The organism is Granulicella aggregans (assembly GCF_014203275.1).
Classification (GTDB): domain Bacteria; phylum Acidobacteriota; class Terriglobia; order Terriglobales; family Acidobacteriaceae; genus Edaphobacter.
Genome location: NZ_JACHIP010000001.1, coordinates 33,442 through 57,143, shown reverse-complemented (window position 1 = coordinate 57,143; position 23,702 = coordinate 33,442). Strand labels below are relative to the sequence as shown.

Below are 23,702 nucleotides of genomic sequence, written 5' to 3'. Positions count from 1 at the left end.
TGCGAGTCGATGGGATGCGTGATGAAGCCGAAGCGGAGCAGTCTGGTTGAAGCGTAGTTTTTTCGTTACCGTTTTTCTACGGCTGACCCTCGCCATGGCCTTCGTGGCGGGGACGCGCGCGTTGTTGCCGCAAAAGGACTGGTACATTACTGTCCTTGCGGTAATTGGCTGGGCAGCGCTCGCGGCGGTGTGGACGACCTATTCCGTGCGGCAGGCTATATCGCCACTTGAACGAGCTGCGGGAGCGATCGCCGATCGGCCGGACGAGGTGGCTGAGGGAACGCTCTCCGACGGAGAAGGCGGCGACTTTGAGCCCGGATATCGCGACTTCGAGAGGCTGTCGAAGGCGTTGGCGGGCGCGGCGGCGCAGGTGGACCAGTCCCTGGAGCAGTCCAAGGAGAGTCGTCGCGAACTTGAGGCTCTACTCGACTCGATGCAGGATGCCGTGATCGCAGTGGATGCTGCCGGACGTATCCAGTGGAGCAACCAGAAGATGCAGCGGCTGATGCCGGGAGCGTCTTCACGCGGCACGCTCGGGAGCGGTTCGGTGCGGGTGGGACACGCCCTGGTGCAGACGATCCGTGACCCAGAGGTGCTCGCGTGCGTCCGGTCGGCTCTCGATAGCAGGACGGTCTGCGAACGGAAGTCGACGACGTTGTTGCCGGGCAAGACGTTTGAAATCAATGCGTCGCCGATGCCGGGGGGAGGCGCGGTTGCTGTACTGCACGACGTGACCCGAATTGAGCAGGTGGAGCGGACGCAGCGCGACTTTGTCGCAAATGTGTCCCACGAGCTGCGGACGCCGCTGACATCGATTACCGGATACGTGGAGACGCTGCTCGATCACGAGGAGTCCTTAACGCCGGTGGCCCGGGAGTTTCTGTCGACGATTTTGAAGAATGCGACGCGAATGAACCGGCTGACGGAAGACCTGCTGGTGATGGCGAGGATCGAGTCGACGGAGCAGAAGCTCCAGCCTAGCCCGATTCCTGCGGATTCGCTGGTGCGTGAGGCGATTGAGGCAATGAGCGGCCTGGTGCAGGATTCGGAGGCGGTCCTGGAGATTGGCGAGGTGACCAGCCGCCAGGTCTTTGCCGATCATGATGCGGTGATGCAGGTGTTGAGCAACCTGATCGAAAATGGCATCAAGTACGGACGGACGCGTAGCAATGAGTTCTCCCGGGTGGTGGTCTCGGCGAACGAGATCTCGGAGCCGTACGAGATGGTGGAGTTCCGGGTGCGGGATTTTGGACAGGGAATTGCATTCGAGCATCTGGGGCGGATCTTTGAGAGGTTCTACCGGGTCGACAAAGCGCGGTCACGGGAGTCCGGAGGCACCGGGCTGGGGCTGGCAATCGCCCGTCACATGGTGGAGGCGCAGGGGGGAACGATCCGGGCAGAGAGCGAATTACACCGCGGCAGCACGTTCATCTTCAGTCTGCCGGTTGCGCAGTATCCGGTAACTAACTAAAGATTGCAGTGATTGCGGGTGGTTTATCGGGTATTTCGCCGGGATGTAACTGTCCCGTAACATCGTCCGATCACACTAAAGAGGAGTGGCAAACCCAAGATCTATATCTTACCGAGGTACACGAGTGAAACTGAACGTTATTGCAGCAGGCTTGCTGGCATTGACCGCAAGCGCGGGAATCGCCCAGAACATCAATGGCGCCGGTGCTACTTTTCCGAATCCCATCTACTCGCGTTGGTTTTCTGAATACAACAAGCTTCACCCCGAGGTAAAGATCAACTACCAGCCGATCGGTTCGGGCGGCGGTATCCGCCAGGTCTCGGAAGGCACGGTTGACTTTGGCGCGACCGACGGTCCGATGAACGATCAGCAGATCGCCGATTCGAAGATCAAGACGATTCATATTCCGACGGTTCTGGGTGCGGTGGTTCCGGTGTTCAACATCCCGGGTAATACGAAGGATCTGAACTTTTCGTCCGAAGTGATCGCTGACATCTACCTCGGCAAGATCTCGAAGTGGAACGATCCCCGCATCGCCAAGGACAACCCAGGCGTGCAGTTCCCGGACAAGGCGATCCTGCCGGTGTATCGCTCGGACGGATCGGGTACGACCTACATCTTTACGGACTTTCTCAGCAAGGTCAGCTCGGACTTCCAGGGCAGGATCGGCAAGGGCACGTCGGTGAAGTGGCCGACGGGTATCGGCCAGAAGGGTAACGAGGGCGTTGCCGGAATGGTTCGCCAGTCTCCTTACTCGTTCGGATACGTTGAGCTGATCTACGCTCGCGCCAACAACATGCAGTTCGGGGCGGTAAAGAACAAGGCCGGCAAGTTCCTGAAGGCGACGACCGATGGCGTGACGGCCGCTGCTGCGGCTGCTGCCAAGTCGATGCCCAAGGACTACCGGGTTTCGATCACCAATGCCGATGGTCCGGACTCCTACCCGATCTCAAGCTTCACGTGGCTGCTGATCCCTGTTCAGTCGGCTGACCCGGCTAAGGGTAAGGCGCTGCAGGGCTTCCTGGAGTGGATGATCACGACTGGCGAGGGCGAAGCCTCCAGCATGACCTACGCTCCGCTGCCGAAGCAGGTGCAGGAGATGGTCAAGCTGACGATCAAGACGGTCAAGTAACCTGCTTCACTCGGCCGGGGACGCGCGCATCGCGTCCCCGGCTACTTCCATCTCATCTGCGTTCATGCTCCTTCCAGTGGTTCAGGGAGGATACCGCGTGGGCATTCAGGAAAGACCGTGTCGCTTACACAAATGACGACCAACTCCGAATCCAATCCATCCGAGCCGCGTTCGACGGTTCGCGCCCTCGATGTTCCTCTGCCGTCCGCGCCGGTGACGACAGGTCCCGCGATGGCCGACTTGCCACCATCGCCCGTACGCCAGTTTCTATCTTCCAGAGGCAGTGGCAAGATCGCCGACCAGGCGTTTGCCGGGTTGATGTTGACCTGCGCTCTGAGCATCTTCGCGATTGTTATCTTTATCGCAACGATCCTTGTGCTGCGCTCGAAGCTAAGCCTGCATGCCTTCGGCTTCAAGTTCTTTACCAGCCAGGCGTGGGATCCGGTCAGTGGCGACTTCGGCGCGCTTCCGTTCATTTACGGGACACTTGCGACGTCCTTCCTCGCGTTGCTGATGGCGGTTCCGTTAGCGCTGGGTGTGGCCGTATTCCTGACAGAGCTCTGCCCCAAGATGCTGCGCGCACCGATCTCATTCCTGACTGAACTGCTGGCCGCTATACCGAGCGTTGTCTACGGGCTTTGGGCGGTGTTCGTTCTCGTGCCGATGATGCGCGACTCACTTGGGCCGTTCCTGGTGAAGACGCTTGGGTGGACGGGATTCTTCGAAGGCGCGAACTTTGGCGTTGGCTTACTGACAGCGAGCATCATCCTCGCGATCATGATCCTGCCCATCATCTCGTCATTGACTCGCGACATTATGAACGCTGTGCCGAACAGCCAGCGTGAAGCGGTGCTGGCGCTGGGCGCGACGCGGTGGGAGATGATCCGAGTAGGCGTGTTGCGGAACTCGCGCATTGGTATCGTCGGCGCAGTGATGCTCGGACTAGGACGCGCGCTGGGCGAGACGATGGCCGTCACGATGGTGATCGGAAATCACGCGGAGATCAACAAGAGTCTCTTCGCGCCGGGGTACACGCTGGCCAGCGTCATTGCGAACGAATTCTCGGAGGCAACGGGCGATGTGTATCTTAGCGCGCTGATCGAGATCGGGCTTGCGCTCTTCCTGGTGACAATTGTGGTGAATACGATTGCCCGCCTGCTGGTATGGGCAGTGACGCGCGGCGCTCCGGCGAGGGTGGCATAACCATGAGCACAAAACCTGTGACACCAGTCCCGCCGATGCGTGAGCCGACGAACTTCAACACCAAGCGAATGAAGCTGGATCAGCTTCGTCGCAGCTTCGTGAACAACCTGGTATCAGGGCTGGCGATTCTGAGTACGGTGGTCGTGATTGCGCCGCTGCTGATGATCCTCGGCTACCTGATCTACAAGGGTGCCAGTTCGCTGAACTTCGCCTTCTTCACGCAGATCCCGAAGCCAGTGGGCGAAGACGGCGGAGGCATGGCGAACTCGATTGTGGGTTCGGGCGTGATCCTGTCGCTGGCAAGCCTAATGGGAATTCCCGTAGGTATTGCCGCAGGCGTCTACCTGGCGGAGTTTGGCCGAGGGAAGATGCTTGCCAACGCAGTGCGGTTTACGGCTGACGTGTTGAATGGTGTGCCTTCGATCGTGATGGGCATCGCGATCTATTCGCTGATCGTGATGCAGCAGAAGCATTTTTCGGCTTTCGCGGGCGGAGTCGCTCTGGCGATCATGATGGTGCCGACGATCACTCGGACGACGGAAGAGATGCTGATGACGGTGCCGCATGCGATTCGCGAGGCGGCGCTTGGACTCGGCGTGCCGAAGTGGCGGACAGCAATTTCGGTGAGCCTGCGAACGGCGTCGCCGGGCATCATCACTGGCTGCATGCTGGCGTTTGCGCGTGTCGCGGGCGAAACGGCACCGCTGCTGTTTACGGCATTCGGCAACCAGTTCTGGAGCTTGAGTTTGACTCAGCCCATCGCTGCGCTGCCGCTGCAGATTTATATCTACGCGACCGGACCCTATGACGAGTGGCATCGTCTGGCATGGGCTGGATCGTTAGTTCTGATTATGTTGATTATGGTTTCGGTAACGCTGGTCCGCATCTTTGCCAACCGCGGCGTACTCAAGGGAGGTAGCTAGTGGGAGTTGGCATTCAAGTTGAACATCTGAACGCCTGGTATGGAACGACGCACACGCTGCAGGATATCGATGTCCATATTCCAGCGAACCATGCGACGGCGCTGATTGGGCCTTCGGGCTGCGGCAAGTCCACGTTCGTGCGCTGCCTGAATCGGATGCATGAGACCAACCCGATCGCGCGCGCGACCGGCCTGGTGAAGATGGGCGATGTGGACATCTACAAGGATGCCTCGCCGGTTGAGATTCGACGCCGCATCGGCATGGTCTTCCAGCGGCCGAATCCGTTTCCAACGATGTCCATCTACGACAACGTCGTGAGCGGTCTGAAGCTGAATGGCTTCCGCAATCGCAAGGTGCTGGACGAGACGTGCGAGCGCTCATTAAAAGCTGCGGCCCTGTGGGAAGAGGTCAAGGACGATCTGAAGAAGAAGTCCGGTGCCAGTCTTTCGGGCGGACAGCAGCAACGGCTCTGCATCGCTCGCGCGCTTGCGGTCGATCCTGAGGTGTTGCTGATGGACGAGCCCGCTTCGGCCCTCGACCCCGTCTCGACTTCGAAGATTGAAGACTTGATCTTTCAGTTGAAGAGCCAGTACACGATCGTCATCGTGACGCACAACATGCAGCAGGCCGCGCGTGTGGCCGAGAATACGGGCTTCTTTCTGAACGGAAAGATGGTCGAGTTCGACTCGACGCATAAGATCTTCACGAACCCGCGCGACAAGCGAACGGAAGATTACATCACCGGGAGGTTCGGCTGATGCGCGTTCGCTTTCATCAAAACTTAGACGATCTAAAGGAAAAGTTGCTCGTCATGGCGGGGATGGCCGAGCAGGCGATTCAACGCTCCATCGAGGCTTACAGCACGCGCGATTTGAGCATCTGCGAGCTTGTCTTTCGGGCTGAACCTTCGATCAATCGGCTGGAGCGCGAGATCGACCAAATGGCGCTGGACCTTCTTGCAATGGAACAGCCGATGGCTGTCGACCTTCGCTTTATTCTTTCCGTGATTCGCATCAATGCGGACCTCGAACGGGTTGGCGACCAGGCGGTGAACATCGCCGTGCGGGTGAGGGAGATGGGCGCGTTCGCGAACTTCGATCTGCCGGTAGATATCCCGAAGCTGGCTTCGCTTTCTTCAGCGATGGTGCGGAAGTCGCTGCAGGCGTTTATCGAGGCGGATGCGGATCTTGCGCAGTCGGTCCTGAAGATGGACGACGAAGTGGATGAGATGAACGATGCCGCCTTCTATTCGTTGAGTTCGCTGATCAAGGAGCGTCCGGAACTCACGCCGCAGAGCCTGAATGCGCTGATCATCTCCAGGAACCTTGAACGCGTTGGCGATCATGCGACGAACATTGCGGAAGATGTGATCTTCTGGGTGCGCGGCGCGGATGTGCGGCATATCGCCAACGTTGAGTAGTAGCAACATGGCGGTTGCGTTAGTGGCAGTAAGGTCCAAGTGATGAAATGGATTGAGCGCCTTCGCAAGAGCATGCAGCCAAGGACGAGAAGTCCCTTGGTTGCGAGGCTCGACGAGAGCGGCATCGCCCAGAGACTCGATGAGTTAGAGTTGTTCATCGCTTGGAAAGATTTGGCCTGGATAGTCGCTTATAAGAAGGACTGTTTTACGGTCGACGATATACGGCTGGTTTTCAGCGATGGAAAAAGCCAAATTGAGCTCTCAGAGAGCGCTCAGAGCATTCCAGAGGCGAACGTCGTTCTAGCGGCCAACGTCTCGTTGGCCGTACCTGACTGGTATGAGCGACTGATGGTGAGCCCAGCGTTTGAAGCGACACCGACTATCGTTTATAGGCCTCAGGCAGCAATCGGGGTAGAGACTAGGGAATCCACCAGTTGAGTTTTGACAACATTGGGTAGTAGAGGGCGAGTCTGATTACGGTCTCGTCTTCTTTTTGCTTGAGGATGGCGGCGTAGGCTTCGAGCTGCGGAGCGTACTTCTCGCGTTCTTCGGCTAGGAAGGCATCGAGGCCTTCGGGGCCGTGGGTGGTGGTCTTGTAGTCGACGATCCATAGGTGATCGGAGCCTGCTGCAAGTGGATCGGCACCGGCACGGAAGACGCGGTCGATACGGATGTTGCTGCGCTGGGTCGCCCAGGCGGTGAGGGCGAACTCGGTTGCCGAACCTTGATGCGGTGAGAGCAGCCAAAGGCCGGTGGGATCTTTCAACGTGGAAGCGAGGGCGTGCAGCACGCGCTGAGTGAGGCGCTCGACCATCGTCGGAGGCAGGCCTTCGGAGCGCAGGATGGCGGCGACGCGAGGTGTCCATCCGGGGAGCGCGTGGAGGAGGTTCGCGGCGGATTCGCCAGTGGCGATCTGTTGCGTGAGAAGTTCGAGGAAGGCGTGGACGGCGTTGCCGAACGCGCGGGCTGCGACGGAGCCTTCGGGGCGTTCGAAGTGGAGCGACGGGGCTTCGTCGGTATCGCCGTAGGGGAGCGGGCGTGGATTGGCGAGACGGGTGGCGGGATCGAAGATGATTGGGAGGCGCTTCAGGATTGCAGGGCGCTTGGACTGAGCTTGATCTGTCACCGATGTACTTGCCGCGATGTCTTCGAGGATGCCTTCGGGTATGGGGGGAGGGAACTCCGTCACATTGGAAGGCGATTGTGCGCTGGCCAGCGGTCCAGCGAAAGCGGCTTCGGCGGCTGGCCACGCGGCTTTGAGGAGAGTGCCGGCGGCGGGGTTGATCTCGCCCTTGGCGGAGAGCTTGGGGGCGGCGAAGAGGTGAAGCTCCTCGCGGGCGCGGGTGCAGGCTACATAGAAGAGGCGCCTGGTTTCGGCGGACTCGCGGGACTTGTGGATACCTGCGATCCACTTGTTGAGCTCTGCGGAGTCTTCGCCCCTGCCCGCGATGGGAGCGAGGATGAAGTGGGCCGCTTCGTCTTGATCGCTAGTGGAGGCCGAGGAGTCGAGTTCGACCCAGGAGAGGAATTCGCTGTGGTTGCGGCCGCTGGTGCGTTCAAGCGCGGGGACGATGACGACGTCCCATTCGAGGCCCTTGGCTTTGTGGATGGTGAGGAGTTCCACGGCGGTTGGGTCGAGCGACGGCGCGGCAAACAAGCGTTCGAGGCGAGCTTCGAGTGCGGCGATGGCGACGCTGCCTTGCTGCTCTTCCAGATCTTCAAGCAGGCGGAGGTAGCTGTGGGCGTTGGCGAGTTCTGAGCCGTCGAGGTAGGCGTCGCCGCCGAGCGAGCGCCAGGTGCGCTCGACCGTCTGCGCGAAGGGAGCGCGGTGGCGCTGTGCGGCGGCGGCCGCGAAGACCGGCCAGATGCGTTCGAGGCGTGTGATGGCCTCGGGAGGAAGCAGGTCGCCGCGCTCGGCGATGAGCGCGTGCATCGTCCAGTCGGAGAAGGCGGGGTCGTCCGCGCCGGTGAGGGTGTGGAGTTCAGAGAGGTCGAAGCCGCACCACGGCGCGTGCAGCACGGCGAGCCAGGCGGTGCGGTCGGCGGGATGAAGCAGGGCGCGGGTGAGGGCGAAGAGGTCCATCACCTCCGGGCGCTCCTTGAGCGGGTCGATGTCGACGGCGCGATAAGGAATTGCAGGTACTTCTTTGAACGTCGCGACGATTCTTTCGAGGTGGCTGCGGGAGCGGACGAGGACAGCAATTTGCCACGGCTTCTGCCGGTCTTCAGGGAGCGGGCTGGCTCGCCAATACTCGATGATCTCGCGAATCTCAAGGGCGCTTGCCTGGCGGTGCTTCTTCTGTTCGCTGGAGGCTTCGCCTGGTTTCACGTAAGGGAGGACGTCGGCGTGCCAGACGCGGTCGCCGCTGTCTTCATCGCGCGGACGCATGGCGGAGGCGGCGACGAACTGGACTTCGCCCGAGTGAGTTTGCGCGGTGGGTGAGGAGAAGATCTGACTGAAGTCGTCGTTGAAGTCGCCTACTAAACCAGCTTGCGAGCGAAAATTCGCAGTCAGTCTCAGCAGGCCGAGATGGACGTCGCCGAGTTGTTCGGTGGACATGGCGTGGAGGAAGCGCTCGACGCGGGCCTGGCGGAAGAGGTAGATGGACTGCTTGGGGTCGCCGACGAGGAAGGCGGTCTGGCTGTGGCCGTCGAAGTGCGCGGTCAGCATCTGGATGAGTTCGTACTGCGAAGAGGAGGTGTCCTGCATCTCGTCGACGAGGATGTGCTGGAGGCGGAGGCCGAGTGCGGCTTCGAGGTCGTCCGGGCCGGTGTCGGCGCTGAGGGCGGTCTTGGCGGCGAGTGCGATCTCGGCGTGATCGCACTCGCTGCGTTCGGCGAAGACGATCTGGAGCTCGGCCATGGCGTGGTTGAGGACGCGGAAGAGATGCTTGGCGATGAGCCACTGTTCCTGCGGATACTTGGCGGGGGGAAGCTCGTCGAGTTTGCAGAGTGCGGCGAGGAGATCATCGCGGTCGTGGAACTCTGCGATGAGCGCCTTGAGGTTGGCCTGTTCGGACTTCGATAGCTCGAACTTGACGATGTTTGCGGAAACCGCTTTACGCAAGGTCTTTTCTTTTGTCAGCAGGAGGTGAATCAGTGCCCGCCAGTGGTCGAGGTCTTCGGCGCGTTCGCCGGGGGAGAGATTGCGGTTCGCGCAGATGGCGATAGGCGAAGTCGCTCCCTTGTAGCCGGCGATGTGGGCCATGGATGTGGCGGCGAGCGTAAGTTGGCGGAGGAGGTGCTCGGGGAAGTGGCGGGTGACCTGCGTCAGCGCGGTGCAGATGGCGTTGTCCAGCGCTCGTTCGAGCTTTGGCAGGACGTGCGTGTCGAGGTAGGTGTCGTCGAGTTCGCGGCGGCCGAGTGGGACCAGTGCGCCCCATTGGTCGCGAAGGCGGAGCATGGATGCGAGGAGGCGTTCGCAGTTGGCGAGGTCGCCGTCGCGATGGAGCAGCACTTCGCGGAGAGCCTTATTCAAGGGGACATCGGAGCCGCCAAGTTGCAGAAAGGTGCGGTGGGCGGCGATAGCGTAGAGCTCGCCGGCCTCGTCGACGACATCGCGGCGGCCACCGGTGCCTGACAGCACAGGCAGCGAGTTCGCGATCTCCGAACAGACGGAGTCGATGGTGCGGATGCGGAGACGGTTGGGTTGATCGACCAACGACCAGTTGAGCTTGCGGTCGCGTTCGAGCGCGGCGAGTGCCATGGGGCGGGTCTCGCGGTCGAAGTCGTTTGCCGGTTCGCTCTCGCTGGTCGCGTTCTGAAGCTGCGAGAGGACGCGCTCGCGCATCTCGGCGGTTGCCTTGCGGGTGAAGGTGATGGCGAGGATCTGTTCCGGGCTGGTGACGGATTCGTCGGCGAGAAGCCTGAGATAGCGCTGGATCAGGAGGCCGGTCTTGCCTGAGCCGGCGGGGGCTTCGACGATCCACGAGTGGTGGATGTCGAGGGCGCGTTCGCGCTCGGCGGCGTCGGGCAGCGGGGGCTTGGTGGACTTGTGTTCGTCGATTGCGAAGAGCTCAGCCATAGCTCTCCTCCGCGACGGTCACGGGCGATTCGTCTTCATCCGTGGCGGATTCGAGCAATTCGGGGTCGACGCGGCATAGGATTCGCTGGGCGCAATAGGCGCAGGTATTGGGGTACTGCTTCGGGCGGACGCGGGCGTCGCCTGCCGCGAAGTCTTCGGCGAGAGCAGTGAGGACGCGCCGCCACGCTTCGATCTGGGCATCGAGCGAGCCGATGTCGGGAACGGAGGCGTTGAGCAACTGGCCGGGTTCGCTGGCATAGCCGGCGAGGCTCATGCCAGTACCGGGGCGCAAGCGGATGAAGCCGACTCCTGCAAGTGCGCCGGGATTAGAGAGGGCGGCGTAGAGCGGAAGTTGGGGGTCGTCGGGCCGGTCGCCCTGCCAGTGCCTGGTGAGGGCATCGCCCGTCTTGTAGTCGAGCAGGACTTTGCCTGCGGGGTTGCCTTCTTCGTCAAGCAGGGTGTCGATGCGGTCGATGCGTACGTCGAGCGTGAGCGGGCCGATGGCGAGGTCGACGTACTTCTCTTCGAGCGCCTTGATGGCGAAGGGAGATCGTGCAAGTTCGGATTCCAGCCAGAGGCCAATGATGCGGTGCAGGCGCTCGCGCTGGATTCCCAGGTAGGCCGGGTCCCATATGGGATCGAACGGGTGTCCGGGGTCGGAGATGCGGTCGAGCGCGTGGGTGATGGCGAGGTCTACTGCGGCCCGACGCTCGGCCAGTGGTAAGGCGCGAAGGGCGGACTGAGTCTGGAGTGCATCCCATAGGCTCGCCATGGCTGAGTGAACGAGGCTGCCGCGTTCGCTGGCGTCGAGACCGGAGGCTGGAGCCTCGAGCGGCTTCGAGGCGAGGCGCGCTTCGGCGAAGGCGCGGAAGCCGCAGGCCGCCTGGTTCTTCAAGATGGATGATCCGCCACGAACCTTGGAGGCAATGAGTGGGATATAGCCTGATTCGGGAAACTCTTCAAGTGGAACGACGGCGACTGGCGTTGACGGCTGCAGTATTTCTGCAGGGGTGAGATTCAGTATGGCGAGGAGAGGCGACGGGCGCTGGTGTGCGTCTTCCGTCTGCCGCGCGTAGCTGAAGACAATATGGGGCGCTGAAAACGCAAGCCGATGCGTGATGGCGCTGGCGTGGGCGATGTCGAGCGCCGGATCGCTGCCCGGCATGCCGAATTCGCGCTGGATCTTCCATCCCAGGAGCGGGTTTGTGCCGGTGGATGGTGGCCATATGAGGTCGCTGCAACGCAGGAAGAAGACAGCGTCGAAGAGCGATCCGGCGGCTTCCTGTGGGCTCATGATCTGGACGGGAGCGTCGCGGGATTCGGGCGCGAAGAGGGTGCGGTCGAGGACGCCTTCAAGTTGGCCGAAGACCTCGGCGAAGGTGGGCCGGGTGCCTTCGAAGTCGAGGGTGGCGAGCTCGTCTAGGGCTGACTCCCACTTGCGGCGGGTCTGAAACTCGACGCTGGTGTCGCGGGTGAAGGTGGCCCAGCTGACGGCGCGGAGGAGGTCACGGATGGCGTCGGTCCAGTCGGCGAAAGGCTTTTGCTTGGTGATCTCGGGGAGGTTGCGTTCGGCGGCGCGATGCAGACTGTGAAGTTGACGAAGAAGGCCGCCGAGGCGGGCGGCGCGGACGCGGGAGTTCTCCGCGATGCGGATGATGGTGTTGAGGCCGAGCTCGGGATGCAGGAGGGTGGAGGTGCGGAGTTCGTGGGCGTCGAACTCCGCGCGGAGGTCGAGATCGCTGGCAGGGGTGAACCACGGCGAGAGGAGAAGGCGGCTAAGGTCTCCGATGGAGAGCGGGCCGGTGGCGAGGCGGAGGATGCTTATGGCGCTGGCTACCATCGGCGCCTGTGCGAGCCTCTGGCCAAGGGAAAACTCGTAGGGGCCGTCGGCGTGGGCGGCGATGCTGTCGAGCTCGGGGGCCAGTATCTGGCGGAAGGCGCGATCGATCTCACCGCGTTCGGAGGCGATGTCGGGGTGGATGACCGCGACGCGGGCTGTGGGGTGGGCTTCGAGAAACTCACGGACGCGGATTGCTGCTTCGGTGAGTTCTAGCTCGGGAGTTTCGGCGGCGGCTAGTAGCTTGCGGTCGGCGATGGGCGATGCAGGGAGTTCTTTGACGACCGCACCAGCATCGCTGAGGGCGGCGAGAAGAGCGGACTGCGCTGGAGTCATTCTGTCGAAGCCGATGAGCAGAACTTCGCCCGTGGGAAGCTTTTCGCGAGTGAGCATTATTGCGTTTTCTAGTTCCGATGGAGAAAGATACGCGTCAGACTTCGAGCGAAAGTTGAACGATTGTGCCCAGCGCTGGAAGGTTCGGGTGTCCTCGCTGACGCCGAGGTCTCGGAGCCGCGACTGGCCGCGATAAGCGCAGAGAAGCTGCCATGCGCCGGAGGCCATGGCGGCTAACGAGTCGACGGATCGGAGGCTGGAGTGGGCGGAGTCGGCGGCTATGATCGAGCGCCAGACGTGGAGTTCCTGGGTGCTATTCAGCAGCAGGCGGGTGGCTGCGCCTTCTAGCAGAAGTTGATGCCAAAGGGTGGAGGTCCAAGTCTCCCAAGGGAGGATCGCGGGGGGTTGCCAACTTGGGCGGCCGGAGTTGCGCAGGTCGCGGTCGTAGGCGAGGCGCAGGGTGCGTGCGGCGCGCTGGTTGCCGGTCAGGATTGTGCCGCCGCGAGCGAGGACTTTGAGGATCTCCGCTGGCAGACTGCTCTGTGGCTCCATGCATCGTTTATACGCTGCGGGATGGTGGAGAAGAGCGCCGTGACTTCCTGCATGGGAGAAGGCTCTATCATCAGAGATATGCAGAGAGTTGTCGAAGGAAGATGGGAGCGTTTCGCGGGCCTGTTCGTGGTGTTGTTTCTTGCGGCGATGGTCTCCGGTTGCAGGCAGGCTGCGGCGCCGCCGGCTGCCTCGGGGATTACACGAGACTTCAAGATCCGCGGCAAGGTCCTAGCGACTGACGTTGCGGCGGGGAAGATCACGCTGGATCACGAGGCGGTGCCGGGGTTCATGGACGCGATGATTATGCCTTACAAGCTTGCCGACCCGAGCATCATGAGCGAACTGCACCCCGGCGACAAGATCGTCGCGGATGTGCTGGTCGACCAGATCGATGCCGATCCGGCGGGCGGATACAAGAATGCGCGGCTCACGGATGTCGTCGTAGTCGCGCAGTCGAAACCGGACTATAAGCCGGCGGTGCAGTTTCATGTTCCTACAGCCGGTGACCAGGTGCCGAACTTTGCGTTGCTGAACCAGAGCGGGAAGACGATCCATCTCGACCAGTTCAAGGGCAAGGTGGTGCTGATGACGTTTATCTATACGCGCTGCACTCTGGCCGATTTTTGTCCGAGGATGAGCCGGAACTTTGCGGAGATCGATAAGGCATTGCAGGGCGATCCGGCGACGTACGACAAGACGCATCTGTTGAGCGTGAGCTTCGATCCAACGTATGACACGCCTGCGGTCTTGAAGAGTTACGGCGGTGCGTACACGGGCAACTATACGAAAGAGAAGTTCGCGCACTGGGACTTTGCCGCGCCACCGGTGAAGGAACTGCCGGAGATGACTCAGTTCTTCGACGTGGGCGTGACGCCGGATGGAAAGGCGCTGACGCACTCCCTTTCAACGGTGCTGATCGGCAAGGATGGCAAGGTAATCGCGTGGTATCCGACGAATGATTGGGTGCCGAGTGAGATGGTGGCGGCTGTGAAAAACGCGGCTGCCTGAGCTGTAGATTTGTGGCGGTCTCACTCATCGCGAAGATGCTGCGGTGAATGGGGCACAGAGTTTCAACGTAAGGGGTTTTAGAGGAGTCAAGGGTAATGGCGAAGTTGACGATTGGATTTGGTGTTGTGCTGATCTTGTTGAGTGCCGTGGCTTACACGCAGTTGGGGCAGCACTCCCATGGGATTCATTCGCTGATCCCCGGAGCTTTTGGGCTGCTGCTGGTGATCTTTGGCGCGCTGGCGAACACTCCCGTGGCGAAGAAGCGGATGCTGTTCATGCACATCGCGGTCACGGTGGGGCTGCTGGGATTTCTAGGGACGATTCCGGGGATTCTTGGCGTGCTGCAGATGGCTTCCGGGCATAGCATTTTGCGACCCGAAGCGGCGAAGGTGCAGGCGATCATGGGAACGATTTGCCTGGTATACGTGCTGCTGTGCGTACGGTCGTTTATCGCGGCAAGGCGGGCGCGGCTGGTCTAGGAGCGTCTTGCTGAGGCCCCGGCGTAGAATCGAGTCATATGTCTACGAGCACAAAACTTGGGGGCTCAGCGATGCCCAGTGGCGATAAACCTTTGCGTGGGGCAGGTCGAGCGACGGTTGCGGAGCTTTCGGCGAAGAGGCCGAAGCCGCCGTTGAAGAAGGTGATGCCCGAAGTCTGGAAGCTGGTGAAGCCTCGGCTTTGGCTGATCAGCGGCAGCTTTTTGCTGATGCTGGTGAACCGGCTTTGCAGCTTCGTGCTGCCGGTTTCGGCGAAGTTTCTCATCAATGACGTCATGTACGGCGGCAATATGAAGAAGCTGCCCATCATCATTGGTGCGGTAGCAGGAGCGACGTTTCTGCAGGGTGTGAGCTCGTACTCGCTGACGCAGCTGTTGTCGACGGAAGGCCAGCGGCTGATCTCCGATCTGCGCAAGCAAGTTCAGCAACACATCGGGCGGCTGCCGGTAGCGTTCTATGACGAGAACCGCACGGGAACGCTTGTTGCGCGCATCATGACGGATGTCGAAGGCGTGCGTAACCTGGTGGGGACGGGGTTGCTTGACTTTGCGGGTGGCATTCTGACCGCTGTTATCGCGTTCGCCATCCTGATCAAGATCAACCCGCGGATGACGCTTTTGACCTTCGTCATTTTGCTGGTGTTTGGCGTGATTCTTCAGCGGGCGTTCAAGACAATTCGCCCGATATTCCGCGAGCGCGCGAAGATTAATGCCGAGGTGACGGGGCGGCTTACGGAGTCGCTCGGCGGTGTGCGCGTGGTGAAAGGATATCACGCAGAGGAGAGCGAGGCGAATGTCTTCGCGAAGGGCGTGACGCGGTTGCTGGAGAACGTCATCAGTTCGCTGACGGCGCAGTCGTTGATGACGCTGTCTTCGACGATGGTGCTGGGCGTGGTGGGCGGCATCATCATGTTCCTCGGCGCGCATGAGCATGTTGCTGGACGGTTGAGTGTCGGCGACTACGTTGAGTACACGATGCTGCTGGCGTTCATGATCGCGCCAATTGTGCAGCTGGTTTCGATTGGGACTCAGTTGACCGAAGCGCTTGCGGGGCTTGATCGCACGACCGAGATCATGAACGAGATGCAGGAGGACAGCGAGCCGAGCCGCAGCATTGCGCTGCCGGAGATCAAGGGCGATGTCGCCTTCGATAACGTCTTCTTCGAGTATGAGAAGGACAAGCCGGTCCTACATGGCATCAGCTTCGATTCGAAGCCGGGGACCGTGACGGCGCTGGTTGGATCGTCGGGATCGGGTAAGTCGACGATCATCAGTCTCATCTGCGGATTCCATACGGCCACCGGCGGAGCAATCTTCGTTGATGGCGTGGACCTGGCGACGGCACGGTTGAGCAGCTATCGTGAGCAGCTTGGCGTGGTGCTGCAGGAGACGTTTCTTTTCGATGGAACGATTCGTGAAAACGTGCTCTTCAGCCGTCCAAGCGCGACGCATGAGCAGTTGATGGAAGCTTGCCGGATCGCTCGCGTGGACGAGTTCGCGGAGCGCTTTCCGGAGGCTTACGAGACGATCGTTGGCGAACGCGGCGTGAAGCTCTCGGGTGGGCAAAGACAGAGGATTTCGATTGCGCGCGCGATTTTGGCTGACCCGCGAATTCTGATTCTGGATGAGGCAACGAGTTCGCTGGACTCGGAGTCGGAGGCGATGATCCAGAATGGGCTGAACTTCCTGATGAAGGGAAGGACGACGTTCGTGATCGCGCACCGGTTGTCGACGATTCGGAAGGCCGATCAGATTCTTGTCATTGAGCGGGGAAAGATTCTCGAGCGCGGGACGCACGACGAGCTCTATAAGCTGGGCGGGCGGTACTATGACCTTTACACGCGGCAGCATGGGTTGGAGGCGAACCTCTTCCTTGCGCCGGGTGAGGGAGACAAGGTCGAGGCAGTCACGGCTTAGGAAGCGCTCGAACTCCGCTCGAAACCCCACCCATCACGGTGAAACTGCGACGGGTGGGGCACCCGGTTACGCTCGGCCGATGTATTTCAGAGCAGGGTAGATTTTGATGTACTCGGCGTAGGCGGCTTGCATAGCTTCGGCGGACTTCGGCTGGATCGTCTGGGCAATACGAATAGTGGCTTCACATGCGGCTTCGACCGAGGGCCACGCGCCAATTCCGGTTCCGGCTAACAATGCCGCTCCGAAGGCTCCACCTTCTTCCGCTTCGAGCAGATCGACGGGATGGCCGTAGACGTCGGCCTGAATCTGTCGCCAGAGCGGGCCACGGGCGCCGCCGCCGCCGAGACGGATAGCGGTGACCGGGATGCCGAGTTCTGAAAACAAGGTGAACGTGTCCTTCAACGAAAAGGCGACGCCTTCCAGCACCGCACGGACAAAGTGGGCGCGGGTGGTCGAGGCAGTGATGCCGACGAATGCGGCGCGGGCGGTGGCGTCGAGGTGCGGGGTGCGCTCGCCGAAGAGGTAAGGCGTCCAGAACAGGCCGTCGCTTCCAGGCGAAACGAGTGCTGCCTCGGCGGATAGCTCATCGTAGCTGGCCGTTGCCGCGAAGGTGTCGCGGAAGTAGCGGAGGCTCAATCCCGCTCCGTTAGTTACTCCCATGACGTGCCATAGGCCTGGAGCGGCGTGGCAGAAGGTGTGCAGGCGTCCGAGGCGATCCATGGTGGGCTTGTCGGTCGATGCGAAGACGACGCCCGAGGTACCGATGGTGGCAGAGACCGATCCGGGCTTGAGGATGCCCATGCCGACGGCACCTGCGCCTTGATCGCCTGCTCCTGCCGCTACTGGAGTTCCGACCACGAGGCCAGTTACACTCGCTCCGTCGTTTGAGATGCGGGCGCAGATCTCGGGGCCCTCGAAGAGCGGAGGCAGCCAGGACATGGGAATACCAGAAATGCCTGCTACCTCCTCCGACCAGCGTCGATTCGCGACATCGAGCAATAGGGTACCGGAGGCCTCTTGCATGTCCATGGCGAACTCGCCGGTGAGCTTGTAGCGGATGTAGTCCTTGGGGCAGAGGACATGGGCGATCTTCGCAAAGCTCTCGGGATCGTGCTCGCGGACCCACAGGAGTTTGGTCAGGGTGAAGTTCGGCAGCGCGGGGTTGGCCGTGAGTTCGATCAAGCGGGCGTAGCCGATGGTCTCGGTGAGCCAGTCGCATTGCGGCTGGGTGCGCTGGTCGCACCAAATGAGGGCGGGGCGAATAACGCTGCCGCTGGCGTCGAGCATGACGCAGCCGTGCATCTGTCCGGTGAGTCCGACGGCTTCGATAGCGGAGCCGGGTTGGCCGCTGGCTGCGATGGCTCCGGAGATGGCAGCCTGGACGGCACGCCACCAGTCGTCGGGGTGCTGTTCGGCCCAGCCGATGTGTTCGGAGTGGATAGGAGCGTGCTCAGTGCTGTGGGACGCGACGACTGTGCCTGCCCGATCGATCAATACGGCGCGGGTGCCGCCGGTGCCAACGTCAATGCCCAGTAACATGACCAACTTCTCCCTGAAAAATTCTGAATGCCAATAGTAAATCGTTTAGTTATGCGAGAAGAGAGAAAGAAATCGCGATGCCGGTATTCGACCGACATGGTCTAACGGGCGTCCCTCGATCAGTGATCGTCTTTTTTGCACACTCATGCACCTTAACTGCATCGAATCGAGTATTGACGATCTGGAACGATGGTCCGGCAGCGGCCGGTCACCAGGTGGGCCGGTAAGGTTCCGAAATTCAGGTCCTCAGACTTGAAGCAGCGAGTGCAGGTTACGATACCGAATATGGGTTTAAGAAGAAATGTAGAAGTGGCGCGAACGCCGCTTGCCGTGAAGAGTGCGACATGGGGCCTTCTGGCGGTGATGGCGACCGGCACCGCGGCGTACGGCCAGGCGGCGGGAGGTCCGGGATCTACCTCGGGTTCCAGCTCCGGGCTGAGCACAGCGCAGGTGAATCAGGCCCAGCAGCAATTGACGACGGGAAGTGTGTCCGGCGGCTCGAGCGGCCAGGTCACCTCCGACTCTTTCAAGGGAAGTGTGGTCAGCGGAGTCGCGACAGACGGCGTGATCGATCTGACGATTGACGACGCGATGCAGCGCGGTCTACGCACCAACCTTGGCATCATCTTGCAGAGCTCCTCGACGCTGAATGCGAATGGGCAGAGGCTGGAGCAGTTGCAGGCGCTGCTGCCGACAGTGACGGGGACAGGCAGCTACACGGTAGAGCAGGTGAACCTTGCCGCCTATGGAATCAGCTTTCCGGGATTGAAGCAGATCGTTGGACCGTTCCAGGTTGAGGACTTTCAGGCATCGCTCTCGCAGACGCTGTTCAATCTGCCCGCTCTGCAGAACTATCTTCAGGCGAAGCACAACTTCAAGAGCGCGAAGTTCTCTGCGGAAGATGCGCGGGACATGGTGGTCTTGACGGTCGGCAATGCCTACTTGCTGTGTGTCGCGGATGCGGCTCGGGTCGAAGCGGTGAAGGCCGAGATGGCGACATCGAAGGTTTCGCTCGATCAGGCGGTCTCCGCGCACGACGCGGGGACAAGCCCGAAGCTCGACGTGCTTCGTGCGCAGGTGGACTATCAGAATGAACAGCAGAGCCTGATCTCGACTGAGAACCAGTTGGCGAAGGACAAGCTGGCTCTGGCCCGGACGATCGGTCTGCCTCTTGACCAGAAGTTTGCGTTGACCGACTCTGCCCCCTATGCGGCGATGGACCACGTTGACCCGAAGACGGCTTTCGATTCAGCGCTCAAGAACCGCAAGGACCTGAAGTCGCTTGACGAGTCGGTGAAGGCTGCCGAAGCGCAGAAGAAGGCAGCATGGGAGCAGCAGTTGCCGACTGCGGACGTGAATGGTTTCTTCGGCGACCAGGGAACGACGCTGGGTCACTCGCACGGCGTGTACTCGGCGACCGGCGAAGTGACGGCCCCGATTCTGCAGATCGCCAAGACACGCGGCGATGAGCAGGTGGCGGGCGCTGCCTATACGCAGGCACAAGCGAAGCTGTCCGATCAGGTTCAGCAGGTCAACCAGGACATTCGTTCGAGCATTCTGGATATTGAGGCAGCGGCTAAGCTGGTTGAGGCGACGAAGTCGAATGTCGATCTCGCGACCGAGGCGCTGAACGAGGCGCAGCAGCGATTCCATGAAGGCATCTCGGACAATCTGCCGGTATCGCAGGCTCAGAGCCAGTTTGAACAGGCCAACGATCAATACATTAGCGCGCTCTACCAGCACAACGTTGCCAAGCTTTCACTGGCGCGGGCGCTGGGCGTCGCGCAGACAAGTTACAAGGATTATCTCGGAGGGAAATGACCTTGGCAGATCAAGAGAATCAAACGCAGAATCAGAATCAGAATCAGGACCAGAATAAAGACCAGAACCAGGCTCCGCCGGAGACGCCGGAGAAGAAGTCGCGGCGCAAGTTTATTGTGATCGCGGTGCTGATCCTTCTGGTCATCGGCGGCGGGCTATTCTACTGGCACTCCACGTTTTCAGAGGACACGGACGACGCGCAGGTGGATGGCGATCTGTACGAGGTTAGCTCGCGTGTGACCGGACAGGTAGTCAAGGTCTACGTGCAGGACAATCAGACCGTGCAGGCAGGCCAGGCGATCGCGGACATCGATCCGAAGGACTATCAGGTCGCGTTCGACCAAGCGCAGGCGAACCTCGCGAGCGCTGAGGCCGACTACGAGCAGGCGCACGTAAATGTGCCGATCACGAGCGTGACGTCTTCAACGTCGATCAGTACATCAGGGTCGGATGTGACGGCTTCGTCGGCCGCAGTTGCGCAGGCGGAGAAGCAGAAGGAGGCCGCTGATGCTCGCGTGGTTCAGGCCAAGGCGAATGCGCTGAAGGCGCAGCTCGACGTGGAGCGGTACACGCCACTGGTGCAGAAGGACGTGATCTCGAAGCAGCAGTACGATCAGGCTGTAGCCACGGCGAATGCGGACACCGCGGCCGTGCTCGGGTCCCAGGCGGACGTAATTGCTTCGCAGGAAGCGGTACGCCAGGCGCAGCAGAAGGTCGCGCAGTCACGATTCCAGGCGCAGCAGGCAGCGAAGAACGGGCCGCAGCAGGTGAAAGCGCAGGAGGCTAAGGCGCAATCGATGTTGGCAAGTGTGAAGCAGGCGCAGGCGAAGCTGGAGCAGGCTCGGCTGAACCTTGGATACTGCCATATCATCGCGCCCGTGGCGGGCATCGTGAGCAAGAAGAACGTCGATGTAGGCGTCAATGTGAGCATCGGACAGGATCTGCTGACGGTGGTGCCGGTCACGAACCTATGGGTCACGGCGAACTTCAAGGAGACGCAGCTCGACAAGATGCAAGTTGGACAGGAAGTCAAGCTGGAGGTTGACGCGCTTGGTGGCCGCAAGTTCTCGGGCAAGGTGACGCAAGTTGGCGGAGCGACCGGTTCGCGCTTAAGCCTGTTCCCTCCGGAGAATGCAACGGGCAACTATGTGAAGGTGGTTCAGCGGATTCCGGTGCGGATTGACTTCACGAACCTGGACAAGGAGAACGGGGACTTCAAGCTTCGGCCGGGGTTCTCGGTGACCCCGATTGTGACCGTGAAGCAATAACGTTCAGATAGCATCAGGCGGCATATATTGTTTGCAGGCGAGAGAGGCCGGGATACGGGAAACCGCACCCGGCCTCCTCGCATCTGAACGCGAAAGAGGTGTTTCGAATGGCAAAGGGAAGCAAGGGATTGAAGTCTGCTCCGGCGAATGATGCGCCGCGCTGGCATGCAAAGGCACAAGAGATACAGAAGTTTGGGACTGTGATTGTCGACATGCCCCACTTTTTGACGGCATCTGTCCGCGAAAAGATGGTGGGGAAGCTGAACCAGCTACTTGCAGACTCGATCACGTTGCGGGACATGTACAAGAAACACCACTGGCAGGTTTCGGGGCCGACCTTCTACCAGCTCCATCTGCTGTTTGATAAACACTTTGACGAGCAGGTGGAATTAGTGGACACGATTGCCGAGCGCATCCAGATTCTCGGCGGAGTGAGCATTGCGATGGGCGGCGACGTGGCACAACTCTCGCATATTCCGGCCCCCCCAAAGGGACGCGAAGAGGTTCCGGTGCAGATTTCGCGTCTGCTTGAAGCCCACAAGCACATCATGCAAGAGTGCCACGATATTGCCGAGGCAGCGGATGACGCCGGCGACGATGGCACGAACGACATGGTGGTGAGCGACATTTTACGGGCGAACGAGCTTCAGTCGTGGTTTATCGGGCAGCATCTGGTGGAGATGCCCCTGATTTTGAAGTAACGGCAGCCTCGTAAGAGCGAAAAGCAGATCCTCCGACCTCGTCGAAGGCTGACAAGAGTAAACTTAGGGGCCGGAGGCAATTTCTCCGGCCCGTTTGCTTTGGCATTTACGTGGCCGAATCGAAGCGGTAAAGTGAGACATCTACTGGTTATCAGGCCATGCCCATTGCGCTCGGATTATTCGTTAAATACGCTTACCTCATCCTCTTCGTATGGGTGCTGGTGGAGCAGTTCGGCGTTCCGATTCCGAGCATACCTCTGCTCCTGACGGCGGGAACCCTCTCTGCAACTCACAAACTGAGCGCGTTCATAGCGTTGCTGTGCGTGCTGGCTGCCTGCATGGTCTCAGACAGCATGTGGTACCTGCTGGGACGGAGCTATGGGAATCGTGTGCTGAAGCTACTTTGCCGGTTCTCGCTGGAGGCTTCCACCTGCGTGACCAAAACCGAGGGATACTTTACGAAGCGCGGACCGGTGACGCTCCTCTTCGCGAAGTTCGTTCCAGGACTTTCGACCGTCGCTGCGCCAATTGCCGGGCAGACCGGAATGCCTTTTGGACGTTTCCTGCTCTACGACCTTGTTGGATCGATTATCTGGGCCGAGGCGTATCTGCTGGCGGGCCGGTTTTTCGGCGACATCGCGAAGAAGAGCGCGCCGTTTCTTCATATCCTGGGCCACTTTGCGGGTGCCTTGTTCATCGTGATGGTGCTCGGCTTCTTCACCGTCCGCGTCGTGAAGCAGCGCCGCTTCCTTGCCAGCGTGAAAAGGATGCGGCTGGAACCTGGTGAGTTGATGGAGATGATCGACGAGGCTGCGAAGATGGGCGAACCTGCTCCATTTATCGTTGACCTCCGCCATCCGCTGGATTATCTGCCCGATCCTCGGGTTCTGCCTGGGGCGGTGCGCGTTGGCCCGACGGAGCTGGCTTTGCATAGCGACCGAATTCCTCGTGACCGCGATGTGATCTTGTACTGCACCTGTCCAAGCGAGGAGACCAGCGCTAAGGTAGCAATGCAGCTTCACAGGATGGGAATCAATCGCGTGCGACCGCTGCGCGGCGGCTTCGACGGGTGGAAGGTTGCCGGGTTTCCTCTGATCGACTATGTCGATGACACTGCACCAGCAGAGACTGCTTCGCTGGTGCAGATCGCTCTGACTGAGTCGGAGACCACGGTCAACCAGCCAGCTTAAAGTTGACCGTGATGGTCGTCTCGACCTCCGTCGGTTGTCCATTCAAAAGATAAGGTGAGTAGCGGGCGTTTCGAATCGCCTCGAGCGCCGCGTTGCGGAGAAGTGGCGGGCCGCTGGTGGCGTGGGCGCTTTCGATGTGGCCCGCCTTCGAGATGATCGCCTCGACCACGACGACTCCTTCGGTTCGGGTGCTGATGGCGATGGGCGGGTATACCGGCCTGATGGGAGCGAGCAGCAGGCCGGCGGAGACTCCGCGCGAGATGTGGATGGGGCCAGCGGTCGACGCGGGGGCTAGGGAGACTCTGGTTCCGGTGCCTGTCGGGGATGTGCCGATGCTACCGGGGAACTCGCCGGGGCCGGTCATACTGCCAATGTTGGCGAATGGTGGGGCATCGTCGACGGTAGAGTTGATCGGGCCGAGATTGCGCACGTTGGGGATTGGGGTGCCTGAAGCTGGCGGCGCTGCTGGAGTGGATGATGTGTTCGCGGAGTGCGTAGCTTCGATGTGCGGAGCGCGAGGCATCGGCGGCTTGATCGGCAGAGTGATGATGGGCGCGTCGGTGTGGAAGGTGAGGACGTCTGGATGCAGTAGGGGCAGGGCGATTACGGCTGCGACAAGAGAGCATTGCAGGGTGAAAGAGACGATCGTGGTCCAGCGCTGATTCGGCGACGAGAGACGGTTCTGCGACTCCATGAGACTGTCTTCAAACATTGAGGCACCTCTCCAGAGAACTGCTTGAGTTCGGATCAGGTGCGCCTCTGCGAGAAGGCGTCCGTTGTTGAGTTAGACACCTGTGGGGTGTGGATGGTTCCCGGAGCGGATTGAGTTGCGACGGGCGAACGTCTGGTGCTGAGATTTGGGGCCGG

General features: G+C 60.7%; 18 protein-coding genes. 14 read left to right on the top strand and 4 right to left on the bottom strand.

Going from position 1 to position 23,702, the window contains the following annotated elements; genetic code table 11:
* Nucleotides 1-46: 46 nt before the first annotated feature.
* The 7 genes from HDF16_RS00240 (at nucleotide 47) to HDF16_RS00210 (ending at nucleotide 6,587) form a co-directional block, all read left to right on the top strand.
* Nucleotides 47-1,471, top strand: a complete 1,425-nt coding sequence (locus HDF16_RS00240; protein WP_246408534.1) for a sensor histidine kinase — start codon at nucleotides 47-49, stop codon at nucleotides 1,469-1,471.
* 124 nt (nucleotides 1,472-1,595) lie between these two features.
* Complete coding sequence (pstS, locus tag HDF16_RS00235; RefSeq protein WP_184213030.1) at nucleotides 1,596-2,603, top strand: phosphate ABC transporter substrate-binding protein PstS; 1,008 nt, start codon at nucleotides 1,596-1,598, stop codon at nucleotides 2,601-2,603.
* Nucleotides 2,604-2,834: 231 nt separating this feature from the next.
* Nucleotides 2,835-3,806, top strand: coding sequence for a phosphate ABC transporter permease subunit PstC (gene pstC / locus HDF16_RS00230; RefSeq protein WP_246408678.1), 972 nt, complete (start codon nucleotides 2,835-2,837; stop codon nucleotides 3,804-3,806).
* A gap of 2 nt (nucleotides 3,807-3,808) precedes the next feature.
* On the top strand, nucleotides 3,809-4,729 hold the full coding sequence (gene pstA, locus HDF16_RS00225; RefSeq protein WP_184213028.1) for a phosphate ABC transporter permease PstA: 921 nt from the start codon (nucleotides 3,809-3,811) through the stop codon (nucleotides 4,727-4,729).
* Complete coding sequence (gene pstB / locus HDF16_RS00220) at nucleotides 4,729-5,487, top strand: phosphate ABC transporter ATP-binding protein PstB (protein WP_184213026.1); 759 nt, start codon at nucleotides 4,729-4,731, stop codon at nucleotides 5,485-5,487. The genes pstA and pstB overlap by 1 nt, the downstream gene beginning before the upstream one ends.
* Nucleotides 5,487-6,149 (top strand): phosphate signaling complex protein PhoU, encoded by a 663-nt coding sequence (phoU, locus tag HDF16_RS00215; protein ID WP_184213024.1) that lies wholly within the window; start codon nucleotides 5,487-5,489, stop codon nucleotides 6,147-6,149. The genes pstB and phoU overlap by 1 nt, the downstream gene beginning before the upstream one ends.
* Nucleotides 6,150-6,245: 96 nt before the next feature.
* Nucleotides 6,246-6,587, top strand: a complete 342-nt coding sequence (locus HDF16_RS00210) for a hypothetical protein (protein WP_184213022.1) — start codon at nucleotides 6,246-6,248, stop codon at nucleotides 6,585-6,587.
* Here the strand turns inward: HDF16_RS00210 and HDF16_RS00205 are convergent.
* Nucleotides 6,568-10,173, bottom strand: a complete 3,606-nt coding sequence (locus tag HDF16_RS00205) for a UvrD-helicase domain-containing protein (protein ID WP_184213020.1) — start codon at nucleotides 10,171-10,173, stop codon at nucleotides 6,568-6,570. The genes HDF16_RS00210 and HDF16_RS00205 overlap by 20 nt on opposite strands.
* Complete coding sequence (locus tag HDF16_RS00200; protein ID WP_184213018.1) at nucleotides 10,166-12,895, bottom strand: PD-(D/E)XK nuclease family protein; 2,730 nt, start codon at nucleotides 12,893-12,895, stop codon at nucleotides 10,166-10,168. Before HDF16_RS00200 ends, HDF16_RS00205 begins: the two co-directional genes overlap by 8 nt.
* 78 nt (nucleotides 12,896-12,973) lie before the next feature.
* On the opposite strand from HDF16_RS00200, the gene HDF16_RS00195 reads away from it, so the two are divergent.
* The 3 genes from HDF16_RS00195 (at nucleotide 12,974) to HDF16_RS00185 (ending at nucleotide 16,316) form a co-directional block, all read left to right on the top strand.
* Nucleotides 12,974-13,903 (top strand): SCO family protein, encoded by a 930-nt coding sequence (locus HDF16_RS00195; protein ID WP_184213016.1) that lies wholly within the window; start codon nucleotides 12,974-12,976, stop codon nucleotides 13,901-13,903.
* A 95-nt stretch (nucleotides 13,904-13,998) separates the two neighbouring features.
* On the top strand, nucleotides 13,999-14,382 hold the full coding sequence (locus tag HDF16_RS00190) for a hypothetical protein (protein WP_184213014.1): 384 nt from the start codon (nucleotides 13,999-14,001) through the stop codon (nucleotides 14,380-14,382).
* A 38-nt stretch (nucleotides 14,383-14,420) separates the two neighbouring features.
* A complete protein-coding gene (locus HDF16_RS00185; protein WP_184213012.1) occupies nucleotides 14,421-16,316 on the top strand; it encodes an ABC transporter ATP-binding protein in 1,896 nt (631 codons plus the stop codon).
* Nucleotides 16,317-16,382: 66 nt separating this feature from the next.
* Here HDF16_RS00185 and xylB read toward each other — a convergent pair whose 3' ends face one another.
* Nucleotides 16,383-17,855, bottom strand: a complete 1,473-nt coding sequence (xylB, locus tag HDF16_RS00180) for a xylulokinase (protein WP_184213010.1) — start codon at nucleotides 17,853-17,855, stop codon at nucleotides 16,383-16,385.
* Nucleotides 17,856-18,164: 309 nt separating this feature from the next.
* Between xylB and HDF16_RS00175 the strand changes: the two genes are divergently transcribed.
* The 4 genes from HDF16_RS00175 to HDF16_RS00160 all read left to right on the top strand — a co-directional run bounded on the left by HDF16_RS00175 (nucleotide 18,165) and on the right by HDF16_RS00160 (nucleotide 22,835).
* Nucleotides 18,165-19,676 (top strand): TolC family protein, encoded by a 1,512-nt coding sequence (locus HDF16_RS00175; protein WP_348641190.1) that lies wholly within the window; start codon nucleotides 18,165-18,167, stop codon nucleotides 19,674-19,676.
* Nucleotides 19,673-20,944: an HlyD family secretion protein gene (locus HDF16_RS00170; protein ID WP_184213007.1), complete on the top strand. Its 1,272-nt coding sequence runs from the start codon at nucleotides 19,673-19,675 to the stop codon at nucleotides 20,942-20,944. Before HDF16_RS00175 ends, HDF16_RS00170 begins: the two co-directional genes overlap by 4 nt.
* Before the next feature lie 107 nt (nucleotides 20,945-21,051).
* Nucleotides 21,052-21,645, top strand: coding sequence for a Dps family protein (locus HDF16_RS00165; protein WP_184213005.1), 594 nt, complete (start codon nucleotides 21,052-21,054; stop codon nucleotides 21,643-21,645).
* A gap of 158 nt (nucleotides 21,646-21,803) precedes the next feature.
* A complete protein-coding gene (locus HDF16_RS00160; protein ID WP_184213003.1) occupies nucleotides 21,804-22,835 on the top strand; it encodes a VTT domain-containing protein in 1,032 nt (343 codons plus the stop codon).
* Here the strand turns inward: HDF16_RS00160 and HDF16_RS00155 are convergent.
* Nucleotides 22,819-23,547 carry an energy transducer TonB gene (locus tag HDF16_RS00155; protein ID WP_184213001.1) on the bottom strand — a complete coding sequence of 243 codons (729 nt, stop codon included), beginning with the start codon at nucleotides 23,545-23,547 and terminating at the stop codon, nucleotides 22,819-22,821. The two genes, HDF16_RS00160 and HDF16_RS00155, sit on opposite strands and share 17 nt — an antisense overlap.
* Nucleotides 23,548-23,702 lie beyond the last annotated feature (155 nt).

Excerpts from the sequence above, each read along its gene's own strand:
- pstC (WP_246408678.1), top strand. The coding sequence starts at position 2,835 with ATGGCCGACTTGCCACCATCGCCCGTACGCCAGTTTCTATCTTCCAGA.
- HDF16_RS00200 (WP_184213018.1), bottom strand. The coding sequence starts at position 12,895 with ATGGAGCCACAGAGCAGTCTGCCAGCGGAGATCCTCAAAGTCCTCGCT.
- HDF16_RS00155 (WP_184213001.1), bottom strand. The coding sequence starts at position 23,547 with ATGTTTGAAGACAGTCTCATGGAGTCGCAGAACCGTCTCTCGTCGCCG.
- xylB (WP_184213010.1), bottom strand. The coding sequence starts at position 17,855 with ATGTTACTGGGCATTGACGTTGGCACCGGCGGCACCCGCGCCGTATTG.
- phoU (WP_184213024.1), top strand. The coding sequence starts at position 5,487 with ATGCGCGTTCGCTTTCATCAAAACTTAGACGATCTAAAGGAAAAGTTG.
- HDF16_RS00195 (WP_184213016.1), top strand. The coding sequence starts at position 12,974 with ATGCAGAGAGTTGTCGAAGGAAGATGGGAGCGTTTCGCGGGCCTGTTC.
- HDF16_RS00185 (WP_184213012.1), top strand. The coding sequence starts at position 14,421 with ATGTCTACGAGCACAAAACTTGGGGGCTCAGCGATGCCCAGTGGCGAT.
- HDF16_RS00160 (WP_184213003.1), top strand. The coding sequence starts at position 21,804 with ATGCCCATTGCGCTCGGATTATTCGTTAAATACGCTTACCTCATCCTC.
- HDF16_RS00190 (WP_184213014.1), top strand. The coding sequence starts at position 13,999 with ATGGCGAAGTTGACGATTGGATTTGGTGTTGTGCTGATCTTGTTGAGT.
- HDF16_RS00205 (WP_184213020.1), bottom strand. The coding sequence starts at position 10,173 with ATGGCTGAGCTCTTCGCAATCGACGAACACAAGTCCACCAAGCCCCCG.
- HDF16_RS00170 (WP_184213007.1), top strand. The coding sequence starts at position 19,673 with ATGACCTTGGCAGATCAAGAGAATCAAACGCAGAATCAGAATCAGAAT.
- pstA (WP_184213028.1), top strand. The coding sequence starts at position 3,809 with ATGAGCACAAAACCTGTGACACCAGTCCCGCCGATGCGTGAGCCGACG.
- HDF16_RS00165 (WP_184213005.1), top strand. The coding sequence starts at position 21,052 with ATGGCAAAGGGAAGCAAGGGATTGAAGTCTGCTCCGGCGAATGATGCG.